We start from the raw sequence: 18362 nt of genomic DNA on the forward strand, positions 1-18362 counted from the left end.
CCTGACTCATGGGAGCCCAGCTCCGGGTCTACAAGCGTCGCATCCGATCCGTCACCGCGACCAAGAAGATCACCAAGGCGATGGAGATGATCGCCGCCTCGCGCGTCGTCAAGGCGCAGCGCAAGGTGGCGGCCTCCACGCCGTACGCGCGGGAGCTCACCCGCGCGGTCTCGGCGGTCGGAACCGGGTCGAACACCAAGCACCCGCTCACCACGGAGGCGGAGAACCCGACCCGCACCGCTGTCCTGCTCCTCACGAGCGACCGCGGTCTGGCCGGCGCCTTCAACTCCAACGCCATCAAGGCGGCGGAGCAACTGACCGAGCGCCTGGAGCGCGAGGGCAAGCAGGTCGACACGTACATCGTCGGCCGGCGCGGTGTCGCCCACTACAACTTCCGCGAGCGCAAGGTCGCGGAGATGTTCACGGGCTTCACCGACGAGCCGACGTACGCGGACGCCAAGAAGGTCGCGGCTCCGCTGATCGAGGCCATCCAGAACGAGACGGGCGAGGGCGGCGTGGACGAGCTCCACATCGTCTACACCGAGTTCGTCTCGATGATGACGCAGACGGCGCTCGCCGACCGTCTGCTGCCGCTGAGCCTCGACGAGGTCGCGCGGGAGGCGTCGCCGAAGGGCGAGATCCTCCCGCTCTACGACTTCGAGCCGTCGGCGGAGGACGTCCTCGACGCCCTGCTGCCGCGGTACGTCGAGAGCCGTGTCTACAACGCGCTGCTCCAGTCCGCCGCATCGAAGCACGCCGCCACGCGGCGCGCGATGAAGTCGGCCACGGACAACGCCGGTGAGCTGATCGAGACGCTCACCCGGCTTGCCAACCAGGCCCGCCAGGCCGAAATCACCCAGGAAATCAGCGAGATCGTCGGTGGCGCGAGCGCCCTGGCCGACGCGACCGCGGGGAGTGACCGCTAATGACCACCACTGTTGAGACCGCGACGGCCACGGGCCGCGTCGCCCGGGTCATCGGCCCGGTCGTCGACGTGGAGTTCCCCGTCGACGCGATGCCGGAGATCTACAACGCGCTGCACGTCCAGGTCGCCGACCCGGCGAACGCGGGCGAGAAGAAGACGCTGACCCTGGAGGTCGCCCAGCACCTGGGTGACGGCCTGGTCCGCGCCATCTCCATGCAGCCCACCGACGGCCTGGTCCGCCAGGCCGCGGTGACCGACACGGGCGCGGGCATCACCGTCCCGGTCGGCGACTTCACCAAGGGCAAGGTGTTCAACACCCTCGGCGAGGTGCTGAACGTCGACGAGTCCTACGACGGCGAGCGCTGGTCCATCCACCGCCAGGCCCCGGCGTTCGACCAGCTCGAGTCGAAGACCGAGATGTTCGAGACCGGCCTGAAGGTCGTCGACCTGCTGACCCCGTACGTCAAGGGCGGCAAGATCGGTCTGTTCGGTGGCGCCGGCGTCGGCAAGACCGTGCTGATCCAGGAAATGATCATGCGTGTCGCCAACCTCCACGAGGGCGTCTCCGTCTTCGCGGGCGTCGGCGAGCGCACCCGTGAGGGCAACGACCTCATCGCGGAGATGGAGGAGTCCGGCGTCCTCGACAAGACCGCGCTGGTCTTCGGGCAGATGGACGAGCCCCCGGGCACCCGTCTGCGCGTCGCCCTGGCCGGTCTGACGATGGCGGAGTACTTCCGCGACGTCCAGAAGCAGGACGTGCTGTTCTTCATCGACAACATCTTCCGCTTCACCCAGGCCGGTTCCGAGGTCTCCACGCTGCTCGGCCGCATGCCGTCCGCGGTGGGTTACCAGCCGAACCTGGCGGACGAGATGGGTCAGCTCCAGGAGCGGATCACCTCGACCCGCGGTCACTCGATCACCTCGATGCAGGCGATCTACGTCCCCGCGGACGACCTGACCGACCCGGCGCCGGCCACCACCTTCGCCCACCTCGACGCGACGACGGTGCTCTCCCGTCCGATCTCGGAGAAGGGCATCTACCCGGCCGTGGACCCGCTGGACTCGACGTCCCGGATCCTGGACCCGCGCTACATCGCGCAGGACCACTACAACGCGGCCATGCGCGTGAAGAACATCCTGCAGAAGTACAAGGACCTGCAGGACATCATCGCGATCCTCGGTATCGACGAGCTCGGCGAGGAGGACAAGCTCGTCGTCCACCGTGCCCGTCGCGTGGAGCGCTTCCTGTCCCAGAACACCCACGCCGCCAAGCAGTTCACCGGCGTGGACGGTTCGGACGTGCCGCTGGACGAGTCGATCGCCGCGTTCAACGCGATCTGCGACGGTGAGTACGACCACTTCCCGGAGCAGGCGTTCTTCATGTGCGGTGGCATCGAGGACCTGAAGAAGAACGCGAAGGAGCTGGGCGTCTCCTGAGCCTGATGCTCGTCGAGGGGGCGGGCGCGTCCCGCCCCCTCGTCCACGCCCCTTAGACTTGTAACCAACACCCGGCACAACCGCCGGGTGGTGACCCGAGGAGCCACCTTGGCTGCTGAGCTGCACGTCGCGCTGGTCGCGGCCGACCGAGAGGTCTGGTCCGGCGAGGCCACCCTGGTCGTCGCGCGCACCACGTCCGGCGACATCGGCGTCATGCCCGGTCACCAGCCGCTGCTCGGTGTGCTGGAGTCGGGCCCGGTGACCATCCGTACGCGCGAGGGCGGGACGGTCGTCGCCGCGGTGCACGGCGGTTTCATCTCGTTCGCGGACGACAAGCTGTCGCTGCTGGCCGAGATCGCCGAGCTGTCGGACGAGATCGACGTCCAGAGCGCCGAGCAGGAGCTCGCCCGCGCGAAGGCGGAGGACGACACCGAGGCCGAGCGCCGCGCGGATGTCCGTCTGCGGGCGGCGACGGCGGGGCGCTGATCCCAGCACGGTGAGATGACGTCACTCAGCCGCGGCCGGCACCGGAGCGATCCGGAGCCGGTCGCGGCTGAGGCAGATCTGGATGATTTTTCCGTTCCGTTACCTAGGAGACGAGGAGGTCGGTGCCGATGGTCCTCGCTCTGACTGTGTGCGGAATCGTCGTGGCCCTCGTGGTGGTGGGCCTCTTCGTCTTCGGCCTGCGCCGCCGCCTCATCCAGCGGTCCGGCGGAACGTTCGACTGCAGCCTGCGCTGGGACGCGCCCGAGGCCTCCGGTGACTCCGGCGGCAAGGGCTGGGCGTACGGGGTGGCGCGGTACAACGGCGACCGGGTCGAGTGGTTCCGGGTGTTCTCCTACGCTCCCCGCCCGCGCCGTGTTCTGGAGCGCTCCGCGATCGAGGTGGCCGGCCGTCGCGTCCCCGAGGGCGAGGAGGAGCTGGCGCTGCTGTCCGACTCGGTGATCCTCGCCTGTCTGCACCGGGGCGCGCGCCTGGAACTCGCCATGAGCGAAGACGCGCTGACCGGTTTTCTCGCGTGGCTCGAAGCAGCCCCGCCCGGTCAGCGCGTCAATGTCGCTTAGTGGTGCCTGGTAGTTACTTCAGGCCGCCGTCGATGGCGGTCACCAGTTCTCCGTTCGCGGTGTCACCGCTGAACTCCCAGAAGAAGGCGCCGCCGAGGCCCTGGCTCTTGGCCCAGGCCATCTTGGAGTTGATGGTGGCCGGGGTGTCGTAGGACCACCAGTTGGTGCCGCAGTGGGCGTACGCCGTGCCCGCGATGGTGCCGGTGGCGGGGCAGGAGTTCTTGAGGATCTTGTAGTCCTCGATGCCCGCCTCGTAGGTGCCGGGCGCCGGGCCGGTGGCCGTGCCGCCGGGGGCGGACTGGGTGACGCCGGTCCAGCCGCGGCCGTAGAAGCCGATGCCGAGCAGCAGCTTGCTCGCCGGGACGCCCTTCGCCCGCAGCTTGGAGATCGCGGCGGCCGAGGTGAAGCCCTCCTTCGGGATGCCGGTGTACGAGGTCAGCGGCGAGTGGGGGTTGGTGGGTCCGGCCTTGTCCCAGGCGCCGAAGTAGTCGTACGTCATCACGTTGTACCAGTCGAGGTACTGGGCGGCGCCGCCGTAGTCGGCCGCGTCGATCTTGCCGCCGTCCGAGCCGTCCGCGGTGATGGCCGCGGTGATCAGGTAGTCCTTGCCGAACTCGGTGCGCAGGGCCTGCGAGAGGTTCCTGAAGGCCGCCGGGCCGCTGGTGTCACAGGTCAGACCGCAGGCGTTCGGGTACTCCCAGTCGATGTCGATGCCGTCGAAGACGTCGGCCCAGCGCGGGTCCTCCACCACGGCCTTGCACGACTTGGCGAACGCGGCCGGGTTCTGAGCGGCCTGGCCGAAGCCGCCGGAGTAGGTCCAGCCGCCGAACGAGTACAGCACCTTGATGTGCGGGTACTTCGCCTTGAGCTGGCGCAGCTGGTTGAAGTTGCCGCGCAGCGGCTGGTCCCAGGCGTCGGCGGTACCGCTGACGGACTGGTCGGCGGTGTAGGCCTTGTCGGTGGCGGCGTAGGCGTCGTCGAGCACGCACTGGCCGTTCTTGACGTTGCCGAACGCGTAGTTGATGTGGGTGATCTTGGCGGCCGAACCGGACGTCACCAGGTTCTTGACGTGGTAGTTGCGGCCGTAGACGCCCCACTCGGTGAAGTAGCCGAGCTTGACCTTGTCGCCGGTGGGCGGCGGTTCCTCGGTCTGGCCGGTGGTGCGGACCTTCACCGCGCCGCTGACCGGGCCGGTCTGGTCGGCGGTGTCACGGGCCTGCACGGTGTAGGAGTAGTCGGTGCCCTTGCTGAGGCCGGTGTCCGTGTGGGAGGTACCGGTCACGGTGGCGACCTTGGTGCCGTCGCGCAGGACGTCGTAGTTCTTGACGCCCTTGTCGTCGGTGGCCGCCGGCCAGGACAGTTTCACCGAGGTGTCGGTGATGTCCGAGGCGGTCGGGGTGCCGGGGGCGGACGGGGCCGCGTCACCGGGGACCTCCGTGCCGCCGTCGCAGCTGCCGCCGTTGAGCTTGCAGCCGGTGGGGGAGCCGGAGCCGCTGCCGTTGAAGCCGAAGCTGACCGACGCCCCGGGGGCGAGGGTGCCGTTCCAGCTGAGGTTCTTGGCGGTCCAGTGGTCACCGGAGTTGGTGACCGTGGCGTCCCAGGCCGAGGTGGCCTTCGTGCCGGAGGGGAAGTCCCACTCGACGGTCCAGGAGCTGATCGTCGTGGTGCCGGTGTTCTTCACCGTCCACTTGCCCTCGAAACCGGAGCCCCAGTCCTGCGTCTTGGCGTAGGTGGCGGTCGCCGAGGTGGCGGCCTGAGCGGGGCTCGCGAGGCCGACGAGGCCGGCGACGGGGAGCAGCAGGGTGGCGAATCCCGCCGCGGCTTTGTGTCTGAAGCGCATGCTGCGCCTCCTTATGGGGAGAAGCCGTTGTGGACGTGACTGAGCCATCACATCCGCAGTGCCGCGAGAATAGAAAGGTCTGGACCACGGGTCAATAGGTCTGGACCAGTTGGCCTCGATGTCCCCGAGCCGTCCGGCTAGATCCCGAACTCCTGAGCCAGCACGGCCGCTTGCACCCGGCTGCGCAGCTCCAGCTTCCCCAACAGGCGGCTGACGTGCGTCTTCACCGTGGCCTCGGCCATGTCGAGCCGCTTCGCGATGTCGGCGTTGGACAGCCCCTCGCCGAGGCACGACAGGACCTCGCGCTCACGCCGCGTCAGGGAGCCCAGCGCCGCCGGGTCACCCGCCGCCGGCCGCGCGGGCCTCGCGGCGAACTCGGCGATCAGCCGCCGTGTGACGGCCGGGGCGACGATGCCCTCGCCGCCCGCCACCGTGCGCACCGCCGTGATGAGGTCCCTCGCCTCCGTGTTCTTCAGCAGGAACCCGGCGGCACCGGCCCGCAGCGCCCCGAACACGTACTCGTCGAGGTCGAACGTGGTCAGTACCAGCACGTCGGCGAGACCTTCCCCGACCACCTGCCGGGTCGCCGACACCCCGTCAAGACGGGGCATCTGTACGTCCATCAGCACCAGGTCGGGCCGGAGTTCACGGGCGAGCGCCACCGCCCGTTCGCCGTCCGCGGCCTCGCCCACGACCTCGATGTCGGGCGCGCTGCCCAGGATCAGGACCAGGCCCGCGCGGACGGCGGACTGGTCCTCGGCGACCAGGACGCGGATCATCAGGTGTCTCCTTGCACGATGTCGGTGACCGGGAGGGTGGCGCGCACCACCCACAGCTTGCCCTCCGGGCCGCTCTCCGGCCCGGCCTCGAACGTGCCGTCCAGCAGGGCGGCCCGCTCCCGCATCCCGACGAGACCGGCCCCCGACCCCGGTGCGCGCGGGGTGTCCCGGTCGCCGAACGGGCTGGTCACCTTCAGGACCAGGGCGTCGTCCGGCCGGCGCAGCCACACGATGACCCTGCCAGGCGCGGCATGCTTGAGCGCGTTCGTCAGCGACTCCTGGACCATCCTGTACGCGGCCAGTTCGACCGGCGCGGGGACGGCGCCGTACTCGGCGTCCAGGGCGACGTCGAGACCGTTGGCGCGGGCCCCCTCGACCAGGGCGCCGAGGCCGTCGAGCGTGGGGGTCGCCGCCGGTTCGCGGTCGTCGGCGCCGTCGCGCAGGATGCCGATGAGCCGTCGCATCTCGGACAGTCCCTGGACGCTGTTCTCCCGGATCACGGTGAGCGCCTCCCGGGACGTCGCGGGGCTGTCGAGACTGAGGGCGGCCGTGGAGTGGATGGCGATCGCGGAGAGGTGGTTGGCGACCATGTCGTGCAACTCCCTTGCCATGCGGGCCCGTTCCGCGGTCACCGCCTGGACACGGTCCATCTCCGCGAGAAGGGCGGTCTGTTCGGCCCGCAGCCGGGCGGCCTCGGCCGCGTCGCGGTGGTTGCGCACGATGAGGCCGGTCGACGCCGGCGTGAACGTCACGGCACCGATGACCAGGCCGATGAGCAGGGCCTCCGGCACCCGCCACACCGCGTAGGGCACCAGGGTCGCCGCGATGGTGAGCAGTCCGGTGATCCGCGGCAGCAGCCGGGCGGTGGCGGGTGTCCCGTACAGGACGGCCGCGTACATCAGGTCGGTGTACATCACGATCGTGGCGATGCTGCCCTGCGTCACCGTGTCCGCCGCCAGGGCCAGCGTGCCGGTCAGCAGGGCGGTGCGCGGTGCGGTGCGGCGCAGCAGTTCGCAGCCGGCGATCACGGCCAGCGGCACCAGGAGCGGCCCGCGGCCGTCGAGGAGCACCAGCGGGTCGTCGGCCTTCCGCACGCCCAGACCGAAGGCCCACAGCAGCAGCCCGCCGACGAGTCCGGCGAGGGCGACGAGGACGTCGAAGCGGGGAGGGCGGGGCGGTCGTACGGCCATGGCACCATCCAACACGGTGCGCGCACCCGGGCGCCTGATCCCCACGGACGGTCCAGGACTGCATCTTTCGATGTACCGCGGGTTCATCGGCGGCGACGACGCCTCCGGCCGGTCCGGACGGGAGCCTGGAAGGGTGACCGAGAGGAGCGAACCGTGATCGTCGCCTTGATCGCCGCCTGCGAGATCGGCTTCTGGGTGCTGCTGGCCGCCGGACTGGCCTGCCGCTATCCGCTGAGGATGCCGCGCACCGGACTGGTCCTGCTGCTGTGCGAGCCGCTGCTCGAGGTCGTCCTGCTGGTCGCCACCGCGCTGGACCTGAAGAACGGCGCGGAGCCGAACTGGACCCACGGGCTGGCCGCGCTGTACATCGGCTACACGGTGGGCCACGGCCATCGCACCGTGAAGTGGCTCGACGGCCACGCCGCCCACCGGCTGGGCGGCGCGCCCCGGCCGCCCGGCCCGCCGCGGTACGGCATGGCCCGGGCACGGCACGAGACCAGGGTCTGGCTGGGCACGCTGACGGCCGCCGTCGTGGCGACCGTGCTGCTCCAGCTCGCCATCCAGTACGTCGGCGACGCGAGCCGCGTCTCGTCGCTGGAGGACTGGCGCTTCACGGCCTGGCGGGTGGCCGGCATCCACGGACTGGTGGCGCTGGCCTACTGGATCTGGCCGAAGAGGGCCCCGGCGGGGGCGCGGGGCGCCGGCGCCGCCGGCCGGGAGCGGGCCAGCCGATGACGGGGGCGTGGCGGAACCTGCTCGCGGGCACGGTCACGCTGGTGGTGGGCCTGTTCCTGTGGCGGTTCGCCGGGGGAGCCGACCTGCCGGTGGTCACCCCCGCCAAGGCCGGCGTGGTGCTGATGTGCGTCGGCGGCGCCGAGATCCTGCTGGGCCTGTACCGGGCCGCGCGCCGGTAGCGCTCAGCGCTCCCCGCCGGGCACCCACAGCACGTCGCCGGTCTCCTTGTTCGCGATGCGGGCCAGGATGAACAGGAGGTCGGAGAGGCGGTTGAGGTAGGTGGCGGTGAGGGGGTTCATGGTCTCGCCGTGCGCCTCCATGGCGGCCCAGGTGGAGCGCTCGGCCCGGCGTACGACCGTGCAGGCCTGATGGAGGAGGGCCGCACCGGCCGTACCGCCGGGCAGGATGAAGGAGCGGAGCTTCTCCAACTCCTCGTTGAAGCGGTCGCAGTCCGCCTCCAGCCGGTCGATGTAGAACTGCTCGACCCGCAGCGGCGGGTACTCCGGGTTCTCCACCACCGGCGTCGACAGGTCCGCGCCCACGTCGAACAGGTCGTTCTGCACGCGGGTGAGGACCTGGACGACCTCCTCGTGGAGACCGCCCAGCGCGATCGCGGTGCCGATCACCGCGTTCGCCTCGTTGGCGTCGGCGTAGGCGGAGATCCGCAGATCGGTCTTGGCGACCCGGGACATGTCACCGAGAGCGGTGGTGCCCTTGTCGCCGGTCCTCGTGTAGATGCGCGTCAGGTTGACCATGGGGTCAGCCTAGTTACGCTCCGGCCGTTCGGAACACGCGTGTGCCCACTGTCACGGCGAGCAGTGCGAAGGCGACGGCCACCAGCGTGCCGTACAGCATGTGGGCCGTCGCGTAGGCGCCGGCGTACGCGTCCCGCACCGCGTCCACCAGATAACGGAACGGCATCAGGTGCGACAGCACGTCGAGCCAGGCGGGCCCGAGGGTCATGGGGAGCATGAGACCCGACAGCAGCATGGACGGCATGGTCAGCGCGTTGACCACCGGCCCGAATCCGTGCGGGGTGTCGATCTTCATGGCCAGGGCGTAGGACAGCGCGGCCAGGGACACGGTCAGCAGGGCGACGAAGGCGAAGCCGATCAGCACGCCGGCGAGGGGCGCCCGCAACCCCATCACCAGCGCGGCCAGGACCAGCAGCACCGCCTGGAAGACGAACACGGTGGCGTCCCGCAGGACCCGGCCCAGCAGCAGGGCGAGGCGGCTGACGGGCGTGACCCGCATCCGCTCGAGTACCCCCTGCCCCTTCTCGAGGATGATCGTGAAGCCTGCGAACGAGGCGCCGAACAGGCCGAGTTGCAGGAGCAGCCCCGGGACCAGCACCTGCCAGGAGCTGGCCTGCCCGCCGAGCGGCAGATCGGTCAGTAGCGGACCGAAGAACAACAGGTACAGCAGTGGCATCAGCACGCCGAACAGCAGGGCGAAGCGGGACCGCAGGGACTGGCGCAGATAACGCCCGTAGATGAGCGCGGTGTCGTGGAGCAGCATGGGTGTCGGTGTCCTATACGGCTACGGGGGCGGCGTCGGCCGGGGAGGCGCTGCGCCCGGTGATGGCGAGGAAGGTGTCCTGGAGCGAGGCGTCGGTCGAGCCGCCGTACCGCAGTTTCAGGGCGCTCGGTGTGCCCTCGGCGACGACCACGCCCCCGTCGACGACGACCAGCCGGTCCGCGAGCGCGTCCGCCTCGTCGAGGTAGTGGGTGGTCAGGAACACGGTGGTGCCGTGCCCGTCGCGCAGCCGCCGCACGAGGCGCCAGAGGTCGGCGCGGCTGCCGGGATCGAGACCGGTCGTCGGCTCGTCCAGGAACAGCACGGCGGGGCGGTGGGTGAGCGCCATGGCGATGTCCAGGCGGCGCCGCTGGCCGCCGGAGAGCGCGGCGCACTTGCGGTCGAGCAGTTCCGTCAGGCCCAGGTCGTCGGCCAGCTCCTCGGCGCGCTCGGCGGCCCGGGTCCTGGTGAGCCGGTAGAGCCGTCCCTGGGTGACCAGTTCCTCCCGCACGGTGATCTGCGGGTCGACGCCGCCGGACTGCGCCACGTAGCCGCAGGCCCGGCGTACTCCGTCCGGCTCGGTGGCCAGGTCGTGGCCGGCGACGGTGGCCGCGCCGCCGGTCGGTGCGAGCAGGGTGGTCAGCATCCGCAGGGTGGTGGTCTTGCCGGCGCCGTTGGGGCCGAGGAAGCCGAGGATCTCCCCTTCGCGGACCGTGAGGTCGATGCCGCGCACCGCGTCCACCGGGCCGCGCTTCGTCTGGAAGGTACGGGCCAGTCCGGCCGTACTGATGATTGCCATGCCCCCAGAAAAACAGAGTCACTGAAATTTTTCAATGCCTCCAAAATTGCGCCGAGCCCAACGAGCACCGGCCCGCCTACGATGAGGGGCATGGCAGAAGGGCTCAGGGAGCGGAAGAAGCGCGAGACCAGACAGCGGATCTCGGACATCGCCACCGGGCTGTTCCTGGAGCACGGCTTCGTGACGGTGACCATCGCCGAGGTGGCGGAGGCCGCGGACGTCTCCGTGAACACCGTCTACAACTACTTCCCGACCAAGGAGGACCTCTTCCTCGACCGCAGCAAGGGCGTCGTCGACCGGCTCTCGCGCTGGGTGCGCGGCCGGGGTGTCGGCGAGTCCGCGGCCGACGCGGTGCTGCGCGAACTCCGGGAGGAGGTCGAGGCCGTCTCGCCCCGGGTCGGCCTGATGGAGGGTTACGACCGCTTCATGCGGGTCATCCACGACGCTCCGCCCCTGCGCTCGCGGCTGTGGGCGATCCAGCAGGAGGTCCAGGACGACCTGGAGCAGACCCTGCGGGAGGAGACCGGCGCACCGGACGACGACCCCCTGCCGACCCTGATCGCCGGCCAGCTCAACTGGGTCCACCACACGGTGATGGGGGTCATCGGACGCGCCATGATCGCCGGCCGCGACCGCCACGAGGTGTCCCGCGAGACCCTGGCCCTGCTGGACGAGATGGAGGGCCTGTTGAGCCCGAAGGTGCTCAAGTACGCCGTCCGGGGCGCTCCCTGACCCGCTCCGGTGTGATGTCCGTCATGTGAGACGTGACGCGCGTTACTTACCGGTCACACGGCGCCCCGCGAACGCTAATGTCCGCTTCTGGAGAACAAGACAGCGCGTATCCAGGGAGTCGCACAGTGGCACGCAAGCTCGCCGTCATCGGGGCCGGTCTCATGGGGTCCGGCATCGCCCAGGTGTCCGCACAGGCGGGCTGGGAGGTCGTCCTGCGCGACGTCACCGACGAGGCGCTGACGCGGGGCACCGACGGGATCAAGGCGTCGTACGACAAGTTCGTGAGCAAGGGGAAGCTGGAGGCGGAGGACGCCGGGGCCGCCCTCGCGCGGATCACCACGACCACCGACCTGGACGCCTGTGCGGACGCGGACGTCGTGGTCGAGGCCGTGTTCGAGAAGCTCGAGGTCAAGCACGAGATCTTCCGCGCGCTCGACAAGATCGTGCGCGAGGACGCCGTACTCGCCTCCAACACCTCCGCCATCCCGATCACCAAGATCGCGGCCGTGACGGAGCGCCCGGAGCGGGTCGTCGGCACCCACTTCTTCTCGCCGGTGCCGATGATGCAGCTGTGCGAGCTGGTCCGCGGCTACAAGACGAGCGACGAAACCCTCGCCCGGGCGCGGGAGTTCGCCGAGTCGGTCGGCAAGACCTGCATCGTCGTCAACCGCGACGTCGCCGGCTTCGTCACCACCCGCCTCATCTGCGCCCTCGTCGTCGAGGCCGCCAAGCTCCACGAGTCGGGCGTGGCGAGCGCCGAGGACATCGACCTGGCCTGCAAGCTGGGCTTCGGTCACGCCATGGGACCGCTGGCCACCGCCGACCTCACCGGCGTGGACATCCTGCTCCACGCCACGAGCAACATCTACACCGAGTCCCAGGACGAGAAGTTCGCCGCGCCCGAGCTGATGCGCCGGATGGTTGACGCCGGTGACATCGGCCGCAAGAGCGGGCAGGGCTTCTACGAGCACTGATCACCGCTCACTCGCCCCGGCGCGCATCACACGCCGGGGTGAATTCGGTATCGGTTCGCTTACAGCCAGCAACCTCTGCGGGCGCCACGCAGTCAGAGCTTGCATCACCGGCCGTCAGGAAAACACGGAGCACGAGACGCATCACGGGGAGCGCATATGCACATCAGGGGCGACCACGCCGAGCTGGTCGTCGGGGGCCGCCTCGACGTCCGCAGCGCGGCGGACGCCCGTACGGTCCTGCACTCGGCCGTCGACGACGGAGCCGGCGACCTGGTGCTGGACCTGTCCGAACTGGACTCCTGGGACGCCACCGGACTCGGCGTGATCATGGGAGCCCACCGACGGGCCGGCCGGTGCGGCCGGCGCCTGGTGCTGCGCGACGTACCGCCGCAGATGCAGCGACTGCTGGTGGCCACCCGGCTGCACCGGATCCTCGCGATCGAGGGGGGCATCGGGGTGGACACGCTGCCCCGCGTGTGAGCCCGTACAGGTGTGCGGTGGACGATCCGTGGAACCCGGGCCGGCCTCGGCAAGCCGTGCGACGCGTGCACAATCCTCACGAGACCGTGACGTCTCGGACGGCGCGGTACCCCGGACTGTCGTGGATACTGAGCGAAGGTTTAGGGTTCGGCTGCCCGCTGCATGCAACCCTCGAGCGGGCCCGGACCAGAAGCGACAGCGCGGTGTGCAGCGAGGCCGGGGAGGGCTTCAGCCACGACGCTTTTGGGGGCTAGGACCTATGGACCCGAACACCACGGGACCCGAGGAGTACGGCCACGACGGTGACACGGGTGCGCCGCGTCAGCGTCCTCCCCGGGAGTCCCTCACATCCGACTTCGGACATCACGCGCCCGCGCTCGCCCGCACGGTGCAGCTCGTCTCCGGCGACTTCCTGCTGACCGTCAATCCGGTCGACGGCAGCGAGATCGAGCCCTGCCCGCCCGCCGAACGGCCGGCCCGCCCCGCGAAGCTGACGGAGGCCGAGCGCGCCGAGGTCGGGCGCGCGGCGAGACCGCCCGTCCCGCCGGGCCCGGCGCGGCCCGCGCTGCCGCTGCTGGCGCGTCAGGACGAGCGCGAGACGCTGGTCCGCCTGCTCGCCCGCGGCCGCTCCGTGCGCGTCACCGGCCCCGCCGGCTCCGGGCGCACCCGGCTCCTCGACGTCGTCGCCGAGGACTGCGCGGACCTCGCCCCCGACGGCGTGGTCCGGCTGAACGGCCTGCGCCGCTCCGCCGACGATCTGCTCCACGACCTGTTCTACGCCGTTCACAACGCCCCGCTGCACCGCCCGGAGCGTGCCGAACTGGTCGAGTGCGTCCGCGGGATCGGTGCCGTCGTCGTCCTGGACGACCTGGAGTTCGGCGGCGCCGCCCTCGACGAGCTGCTGGACGCCACTCCCGAGTGCGCGTTCCTGTTCGCCGCCGCCCCGGACGTGCCCGAGCCCTCCGCCGACGCCGGCATCGAGGAGGTCGCCCTTCCCGGTCTCGACCGCGCGGCCGGACTCGACCTGATCGAACACGCCGTCGGCCGCCGCCTCACCGAGGACGAGTCGAACTGGGCCGGCGACCTCTGGTTCGAGTCCGAGGGCCTGCCGCTGCGGTTCGTCCAGGCAGGCGCCCTGCTCCGGCAGCGCGACCGGCTGCGGGCCGGCGCCGGCGCCGTCGACGAGTTCGGCGTCTTCGAGGACGTACGGCCCGACGAGGTGCCCTCCGACCCCGCCGACGGCGACGAGGTGCCGCTGCCCTCGCTCGGCGAGGCCGCCGCGCCCGCCCCGCTGCTCGCCTCCCGGCTCAGCGCGTCCGCCCGCGCCACGCTGCGGTTCGCCGTCGCGCTCGGCGGCGAGGTGCCGCACCAGGCGCATCTGCCCGCCCTCGTGGGCGACACCCACGCCGACGCCGCCCTCGGCGAGCTGGTCGCCTGCGGTCTGGTCTCCCCGGCCGGCTCCCGCTACCGGCTCGCCGCCGGGGTGCCGGCCCAGCTCGAGGCCGCCGGGTACGCCGACGAGGCCGAGGCCCAGGTCCGCGCCGCCGCCCAGCACTACGCCTGGTGGGCGGGGCACCCCTCGGTCACCCCGGCACGGGTGTGCGCCGAGGCCGACGCGGTGCTCGCCGCGCTCGCCGTGCTGTCGCCGCTCACCTCGGCCACCACGGAGGGCGAGCCCAGCACCGCCGTGCAGCTCGCCCGCACCGCCGCGCCCGCGTTCGCCGCCGGACTGCACTGGAGCGCCTGGGAGAAGGCGCTGCGGGCGGGTACGGAGGCCGCCCGGCTCGCCGGGGACGTGGGTGAACAGGCCTACTTCCACCACGAGCTCGGCGTCCACGCGCTGTGTGCCGGACAGCTCGACCGGTCGCGCGCCGAACTGGAGGCGTCCATCGGGCTGCGCGGTGCCCTGGCCGACAAGCGCGGCGCCGTCGCGGGGCGCAGGGCGCTGGCCCTGGTCGCCGACCGTTCCGGGATCCCGCTCTCCCTCATGGCGACCATGGGGGACGACCTGCCCGAGGTGCACCACGAGGAGTCGGCCTCGCCGCCGCGCGGGGTGCCGACGGCCTTCCCTCAGCTGCAGCCGCCCACCGACACCGCCCTGGTCGTCAGCCGCACGGTGCCGTCCCCGCCCCCGTCTCCGGCCAGGGCGGGCGGCGGTCTCAGGGGCCTGGCCCGGCGCAATCTGGTGGCGGCTGGCGCGGGCGCGCTGCTCGTCGCCGTGCTGGGCACGGTGGTCACCCTGGGCGCGACGTCCGAGAACGACGCCGGAACGCCGTCGGAGAACGTCGGCGTCAATCCGTCCGCGAGCCAGGGCATCGACGACGGGAGCCTCGGCGCCGAGCCGGCGGCCGGGGACGAGGGCGACACCGGTGAGGCCACCAGCAGGCCGACCGACCCCGGTCCGGACGGCACGCTGGGCACCTCGGACGACCCGACGCCGACGGCCGGCGAGTCGGCCGAGCCGTCGGCCGGGCCGAGCGGGACGACGAAGCCGGACGACCCGACGAGGACACCGTCGACGTCGCCGACCTCCAGTCCCACGAAGTCGACCAAGCCGCCCACCACCACGTCGCCGGCCCCCAGCGACCCGGACCCGGAGCCGACCGGCACCGAGACCACGCCGGAGCCGACCGAGACCGTGACCACGCCGCCGGAGGAACCGTCCACCAGCGACTCGGCCAGCGGCCCGGCCGCGTCCACCCCCGTGCAGACGAGCACCTCCGCCGGCGCCCCGCAGAGCAGCGCGGGCACGCCCAGCGGCTCGCAGCCGGTGATCTGACCGGTCGCCGTCACGCCCGAGGGCCGGGTTCCCGCCCGGAACCCGGCCCTCGGTCCGTCGTGGCGACCGCTCAGAACAGACGCAGTTTGTCGTCCTCGATGCCCCGCAGCGCGTTGTAGTCGAGCACCTGGCAGCCGATGCCCCGGTCGGTCGCGAGGACCCGGGCCTGCGGCTTGATCTCCTGCGCGGCGAAGACGCCGCGCACGGGGGCGAGATGGGGATCGCGGTTCAGCAGCTCCAGGTAGCGCGTGAGCTGTTCCACGCCGTCGATCTCGCCGCGCCGCTTGATCTCCACCGCGACGGTCCGCCCCTCGGCGTCCCGGCACAGGATGTCGACCGGGCCGATCGCGGTCATGTACTCGCGGCGGATGAGGGTGTATCCCTCGCCGAGTGTGTCGATGCGGTCGGCGAGCAGCTCCTGGAGGTGCGCTTCCACGCCGTCCTTGATCAGGCCCGGATCGACGCCCAGTTCGTGCGAGGAGTCGTGCAGGACTTCCTCCATCGTGATGATGAGCTTCTCGCCCGCCTTGTTGACGACGGTCCAGACGCCCTCCTCCTCGCCGGTGCCCTCCTTCAGCGTGCAGGGGGGCGACATCCAGTTCAGGGGCTTGTAGGCCCGGTCGTCGGCGTGGATCGAGACGCTGCCGTCGGCCTTGACCAGGATCAGACGGGGTGCCGACGGCAGGTGCGCGGTGAGCCGTCCGGCGTAGTCCACGGAGCAGCGGGCAATGACGAGACGCATGGTCGGCAACGCTACTCGACCGGCCGGGGTCGACGCGATCCGCCCTCACAGCCACCCCGTGCGACCCATGGGGCGCGTCCCGAATCTCCTGGAAAACGCGTGTTCGGCGATGGCTGATTACCGGCCCACAGGAAGTTCCCCATCCGCGCATTCTCCTGGTGCGGTCACGGTCCGTTGCTTACGGTAGTGAACGGGAGGTCGCGAACCGTGTACGCAGCGTGCCCGATTTCGCGCACTCCTTTATCTGTCAGGCAACCCCTGCTCGTTGGGGGTGCGAGAGGAGAACCCATGTCGCTCGACGTCTCACCGGCCCTACTCGAGAAGGCCGAGCGAGGCGAGGTCGACGATGCAGAATTCGTCGACTGCGTCCGGACCTCCCTGCCCTACGCATGGGAGATGGTCAGCTCCCTGGTGGCCCAGCTGAAGGTGGACGGCGGACCCTTCGCCGACAACCAGACGCCCCCGCCGGACGAGCAGGCACGCGGTCAGCTGCTGCGTGCGCTCGCGAGTGACGCGATACGCGGCGCGCTGCAGCGGCACTTCGGTGTACGGCTCGCCTTCCAGAACTGCCACCGGGTGGCCGTGTTCCCGCTTGACTCCTCGGTCGACGAGACGCTGGCCCGCTTCACCTCGGTGCGCAACCAGCTGCTCAACCAGTCGCCGGAACTGCGCGACTGCTGACGCGCCATCGTCAGCTTGCCGCTCCGTACGCGGGAGGTGCGTTCTGTACCGGGGCGGCAAGCCGTACGTGGACCCGGCTCGCTCAGGCGAGTTGGGGGAGTACCTCGGCCCCGAGCCGCCGTACGTTCTCCTCCGTCGCCGCGAGGTCGCCGGAACCCTCGACGAGCAGCGCGAAGCGGGAGATGCCGGTCCGCTCGCTGGTCGCGGCGAGCCGGTCGGCGCACAGCCGGGGCGTGCCCACCGGGTGCAGCCCGCAGAGCAGCTCGGTGTACGCCAGCGGGTCGCGCATCTGCCGCGGTCGCCCGTCGACCGTGACATGAGCCTCCAGCCCCTGCCTCAGCCAGCCCGGCATCGCCTTCAGCAGGATCTCCGCCGCGTCCGTGCGCCGGTCCGCGATCTGGCAGACGCCCGCCGAGACGTGGGCCGCGCCGTGGATCTCCCGGGCCGGCCGGCCGCACGCGCGCGCGTGCTCGCGCCACAGAGCGACCATCTCGGCCTTCTCCTCGTCCCCGACGTGCATACCGAGCAGCATCGGCAGTCCGCGCTCGGCGGCCAGCCGTACGCTCGCCGGGGAGGTGCAGGCGACGACGACCTCCGGGCCCTCGGTCTCGGTCAGGGACTCCGACGGGCGCGGGACGACGGGCACCTCACGGAAGCGGTACCGCTCGCCGTCGGCACCGACGGACGCCTCGCGCAGCCAGCGCACCAGCAGATCGAGTGATTCCGGGAATGCCTTCTCGTACGCCTCAAGTCCGCCCCCGAACACCTCCAGGTCGACCCACGGCCCGCCGCGCCCGAGGCCCAGGGAGAACCGGCCGCCGCTCGTGACGTGCAGCAGGGCCGCCTGTTCGCCGAGGGCGACCGGGTGGGTGGTGGGCAGCACACTGACCGCCGTCCCGACCCGCAGCCTGCGGGTGCGGCCGAGCAGCAACGCGGCCAGGGTGACGGCGGAGGGGCAGGTGCCGTAGGGCACGAAGTGGTGCTCGGCCAGCCAGACCGTGTCGAGCCCCGCCTCCTCGGCCACTTCGGCCGAGCGGACCGCGCGGTGCAGCGCCTCTCCCTCGCCCTGCCCGGGGAACCGGGCGGCCAACACGAAACTTCCAACGCGCATCGCTTTCCTGCTTCCTTGGCTCCGACGCGGAGCTCCCCCGCAGGGCATAACCGCCCGACACGTGCCGAGGACACGGGCGGGCGAGCGATTTTGCGGATTGTCTGCAGAATGCGACGTCGTGGAGGGGCGTCGCGCCGCCACGGAGGGGACTTGTGGCGATTGGTGCCGTACGCGTACCCCTGCCCGTGCCGCGTAGGCTGGACGCGGCCCCAGCATCCTGTATAGCCCCGTGAGGTGTCCTGTGTCCCCGCGTCGCAACCGACCCAAGGGAGCCGGTTCGTCCGGCCGGAGCGCCGAGGACGACCGTTCCGGCCGCTACGGCGGCTGGCAGTCCACGGAGACCTGGCAGGACGAGGAGTGGAACGTACGGCACGTGGCGGGCGCCAGCGCCCGGGGCAAGGCCTACCGCTGCCCCGGCTGCGACCAGTTGATCCCGGACGGGGTGCCGCACGTGGTGGCCTGGCCGGAGCACGCGGGGGTCGACGACCGCCGGCACTGGCACAAGGCGTGCTGGAACGCGAAGGACCGCCGCACCACGCGGGTGCGGCGGTCCCGTGACGCGCCGAGGTTCTGAGGCGC

The 18362-nt window shown here is 71.2% G+C and carries 20 protein-coding genes; 12 read left to right on the plus strand and 8 right to left on the minus strand.

What is annotated here, in order from left to right:
* Positions 1-8: 8 nt before the first annotated feature.
* The 4 genes from BU52_RS19235 to BU52_RS19250 all read left to right on the plus strand — a co-directional run bounded on the left by BU52_RS19235 (position 9) and on the right by BU52_RS19250 (position 3426).
* The gene (locus tag BU52_RS19235; protein ID WP_037935961.1) at positions 9-926 is read left to right on the plus strand and encodes a F0F1 ATP synthase subunit gamma; all 918 of its coding nucleotides are present in this window, start codon (positions 9-11) and stop codon (positions 924-926) included.
* Complete coding sequence (atpD, locus tag BU52_RS19240; protein ID WP_037935963.1) at positions 926-2362, plus strand: F0F1 ATP synthase subunit beta; 1437 nt, start codon at positions 926-928, stop codon at positions 2360-2362. Before BU52_RS19235 ends, atpD begins: the two co-directional genes overlap by 1 nt.
* A 108-nt stretch (positions 2363-2470) precedes the next feature.
* Positions 2471-2848, plus strand: coding sequence for a F0F1 ATP synthase subunit epsilon (locus BU52_RS19245; RefSeq protein ID WP_037935965.1), 378 nt, complete (start codon positions 2471-2473; stop codon positions 2846-2848).
* Between the two features lie 128 nt (positions 2849-2976).
* Positions 2977-3426, plus strand: a complete 450-nt coding sequence (locus BU52_RS19250; protein ID WP_037935967.1) for a DUF2550 domain-containing protein — start codon at positions 2977-2979, stop codon at positions 3424-3426.
* A 13-nt stretch (positions 3427-3439) separates the two neighbouring features.
* Here the strand turns inward: BU52_RS19250 and BU52_RS19255 are convergent, their stop codons facing one another.
* The 3 genes from BU52_RS19255 to BU52_RS19265 all read right to left on the minus strand — a co-directional run bounded on the left by BU52_RS19255 (position 3440) and on the right by BU52_RS19265 (position 7235).
* Positions 3440-5266 (minus strand): glycoside hydrolase family 18 chitinase, encoded by a 1827-nt coding sequence (locus tag BU52_RS19255; RefSeq protein WP_037935969.1) that lies wholly within the window; start codon positions 5264-5266, stop codon positions 3440-3442.
* A gap of 137 nt (positions 5267-5403) precedes the next feature.
* Complete coding sequence (locus BU52_RS19260) at positions 5404-6045, minus strand: response regulator (protein ID WP_037935970.1); 642 nt, start codon at positions 6043-6045, stop codon at positions 5404-5406.
* A complete protein-coding gene (locus BU52_RS19265) occupies positions 6045-7235 on the minus strand; it encodes a sensor histidine kinase (protein WP_037935972.1) in 1191 nt (396 codons plus the stop codon). Before BU52_RS19265 ends, BU52_RS19260 begins: the two co-directional genes overlap by 1 nt.
* Before the next feature lie 153 nt (positions 7236-7388).
* Here BU52_RS19265 and BU52_RS19270 point away from each other — a divergent pair, with 153 nt between their 5' ends.
* Together BU52_RS19270 and BU52_RS19275 are read left to right on the plus strand one after the other, a co-directional pair.
* Positions 7389-7970, plus strand: a complete 582-nt coding sequence (locus BU52_RS19270; protein ID WP_037935974.1) for a hypothetical protein — start codon at positions 7389-7391, stop codon at positions 7968-7970.
* A complete protein-coding gene (locus tag BU52_RS19275) occupies positions 7967-8149 on the plus strand; it encodes a DUF5708 family protein (protein ID WP_037935976.1) in 183 nt (60 codons plus the stop codon). The genes BU52_RS19270 and BU52_RS19275 overlap by 4 nt, the downstream gene beginning before the upstream one ends.
* A 3-nt stretch (positions 8150-8152) precedes the next feature.
* On the opposite strand, the gene BU52_RS19280 is transcribed toward BU52_RS19275, so the two are convergent.
* The 3 genes from BU52_RS19280 to BU52_RS19290 are packed head-to-tail and all read right to left on the minus strand — an operon-like array spanning position 8153 to position 10284.
* Positions 8153-8725 carry a cob(I)yrinic acid a,c-diamide adenosyltransferase gene (locus BU52_RS19280; RefSeq protein WP_037935977.1) on the minus strand — a complete coding sequence of 191 codons (573 nt, stop codon included), beginning with the start codon at positions 8723-8725 and terminating at the stop codon, positions 8153-8155.
* Positions 8726-8738: 13 nt separating this feature from the next.
* Entirely contained in the window at positions 8739-9488 is a 750-nt protein-coding gene (locus tag BU52_RS19285; protein WP_037935979.1) for an ABC transporter permease, read from the minus strand.
* Positions 9489-9501: 13 nt separating this feature from the next.
* On the minus strand, positions 9502-10284 hold the full coding sequence (locus BU52_RS19290) for an ABC transporter ATP-binding protein (RefSeq protein ID WP_037935980.1): 783 nt from the start codon (positions 10282-10284) through the stop codon (positions 9502-9504).
* 90 nt (positions 10285-10374) lie between these two features.
* On the opposite strand from BU52_RS19290, the gene BU52_RS19295 reads away from it, so the two are divergent.
* The 4 genes from BU52_RS19295 (at position 10375) to BU52_RS19310 (ending at position 15249) form a co-directional block, all read left to right on the plus strand.
* On the plus strand, positions 10375-11016 hold the full coding sequence (locus BU52_RS19295) for a TetR/AcrR family transcriptional regulator (protein ID WP_037935982.1): 642 nt from the start codon (positions 10375-10377) through the stop codon (positions 11014-11016).
* A gap of 125 nt (positions 11017-11141) precedes the next feature.
* On the plus strand, positions 11142-11990 hold the full coding sequence (locus BU52_RS19300; RefSeq protein ID WP_037935984.1) for a 3-hydroxyacyl-CoA dehydrogenase family protein: 849 nt from the start codon (positions 11142-11144) through the stop codon (positions 11988-11990).
* Positions 11991-12146: 156 nt separating this feature from the next.
* The gene (locus tag BU52_RS19305; protein WP_024884536.1) at positions 12147-12470 is read left to right on the plus strand and encodes an STAS domain-containing protein; all 324 of its coding nucleotides are present in this window, start codon (positions 12147-12149) and stop codon (positions 12468-12470) included.
* A gap of 259 nt (positions 12471-12729) precedes the next feature.
* Positions 12730-15249: an ATPase AAA gene (locus BU52_RS19310; RefSeq protein ID WP_037935986.1), complete on the plus strand. Its 2520-nt coding sequence runs from the start codon at positions 12730-12732 to the stop codon at positions 15247-15249.
* 70 nt (positions 15250-15319) lie between these two features.
* Here the strand turns inward: BU52_RS19310 and nucS are convergent, their stop codons facing one another.
* Positions 15320-15991: an endonuclease NucS gene (nucS, locus tag BU52_RS19315; protein ID WP_037935987.1), complete on the minus strand. Its 672-nt coding sequence runs from the start codon at positions 15989-15991 to the stop codon at positions 15320-15322.
* 288 nt (positions 15992-16279) lie between these two features.
* Between nucS and BU52_RS19320 the strand changes: the two genes are divergently transcribed.
* The gene (locus tag BU52_RS19320; protein ID WP_037935988.1) at positions 16280-16672 is read left to right on the plus strand and encodes an SCO5389 family protein; all 393 of its coding nucleotides are present in this window, start codon (positions 16280-16282) and stop codon (positions 16670-16672) included.
* An 82-nt stretch (positions 16673-16754) separates the two neighbouring features.
* On the opposite strand, the gene BU52_RS19325 is transcribed toward BU52_RS19320, so the two are convergent.
* A complete protein-coding gene (locus BU52_RS19325) occupies positions 16755-17783 on the minus strand; it encodes an LLM class flavin-dependent oxidoreductase (protein ID WP_037935989.1) in 1029 nt (342 codons plus the stop codon).
* A 241-nt stretch (positions 17784-18024) separates the two neighbouring features.
* Between BU52_RS19325 and BU52_RS19330 the strand changes: the two genes are divergently transcribed.
* Positions 18025-18357, plus strand: coding sequence for a hypothetical protein (locus BU52_RS19330; RefSeq protein ID WP_037935990.1), 333 nt, complete (start codon positions 18025-18027; stop codon positions 18355-18357).
* Positions 18358-18362 lie beyond the last annotated feature (5 nt).

Source organism: Streptomyces toyocaensis, from assembly GCF_000725125.1.
GTDB lineage: Bacteria > Actinomycetota > Actinomycetes > Streptomycetales > Streptomycetaceae > Streptomyces > Streptomyces toyocaensis.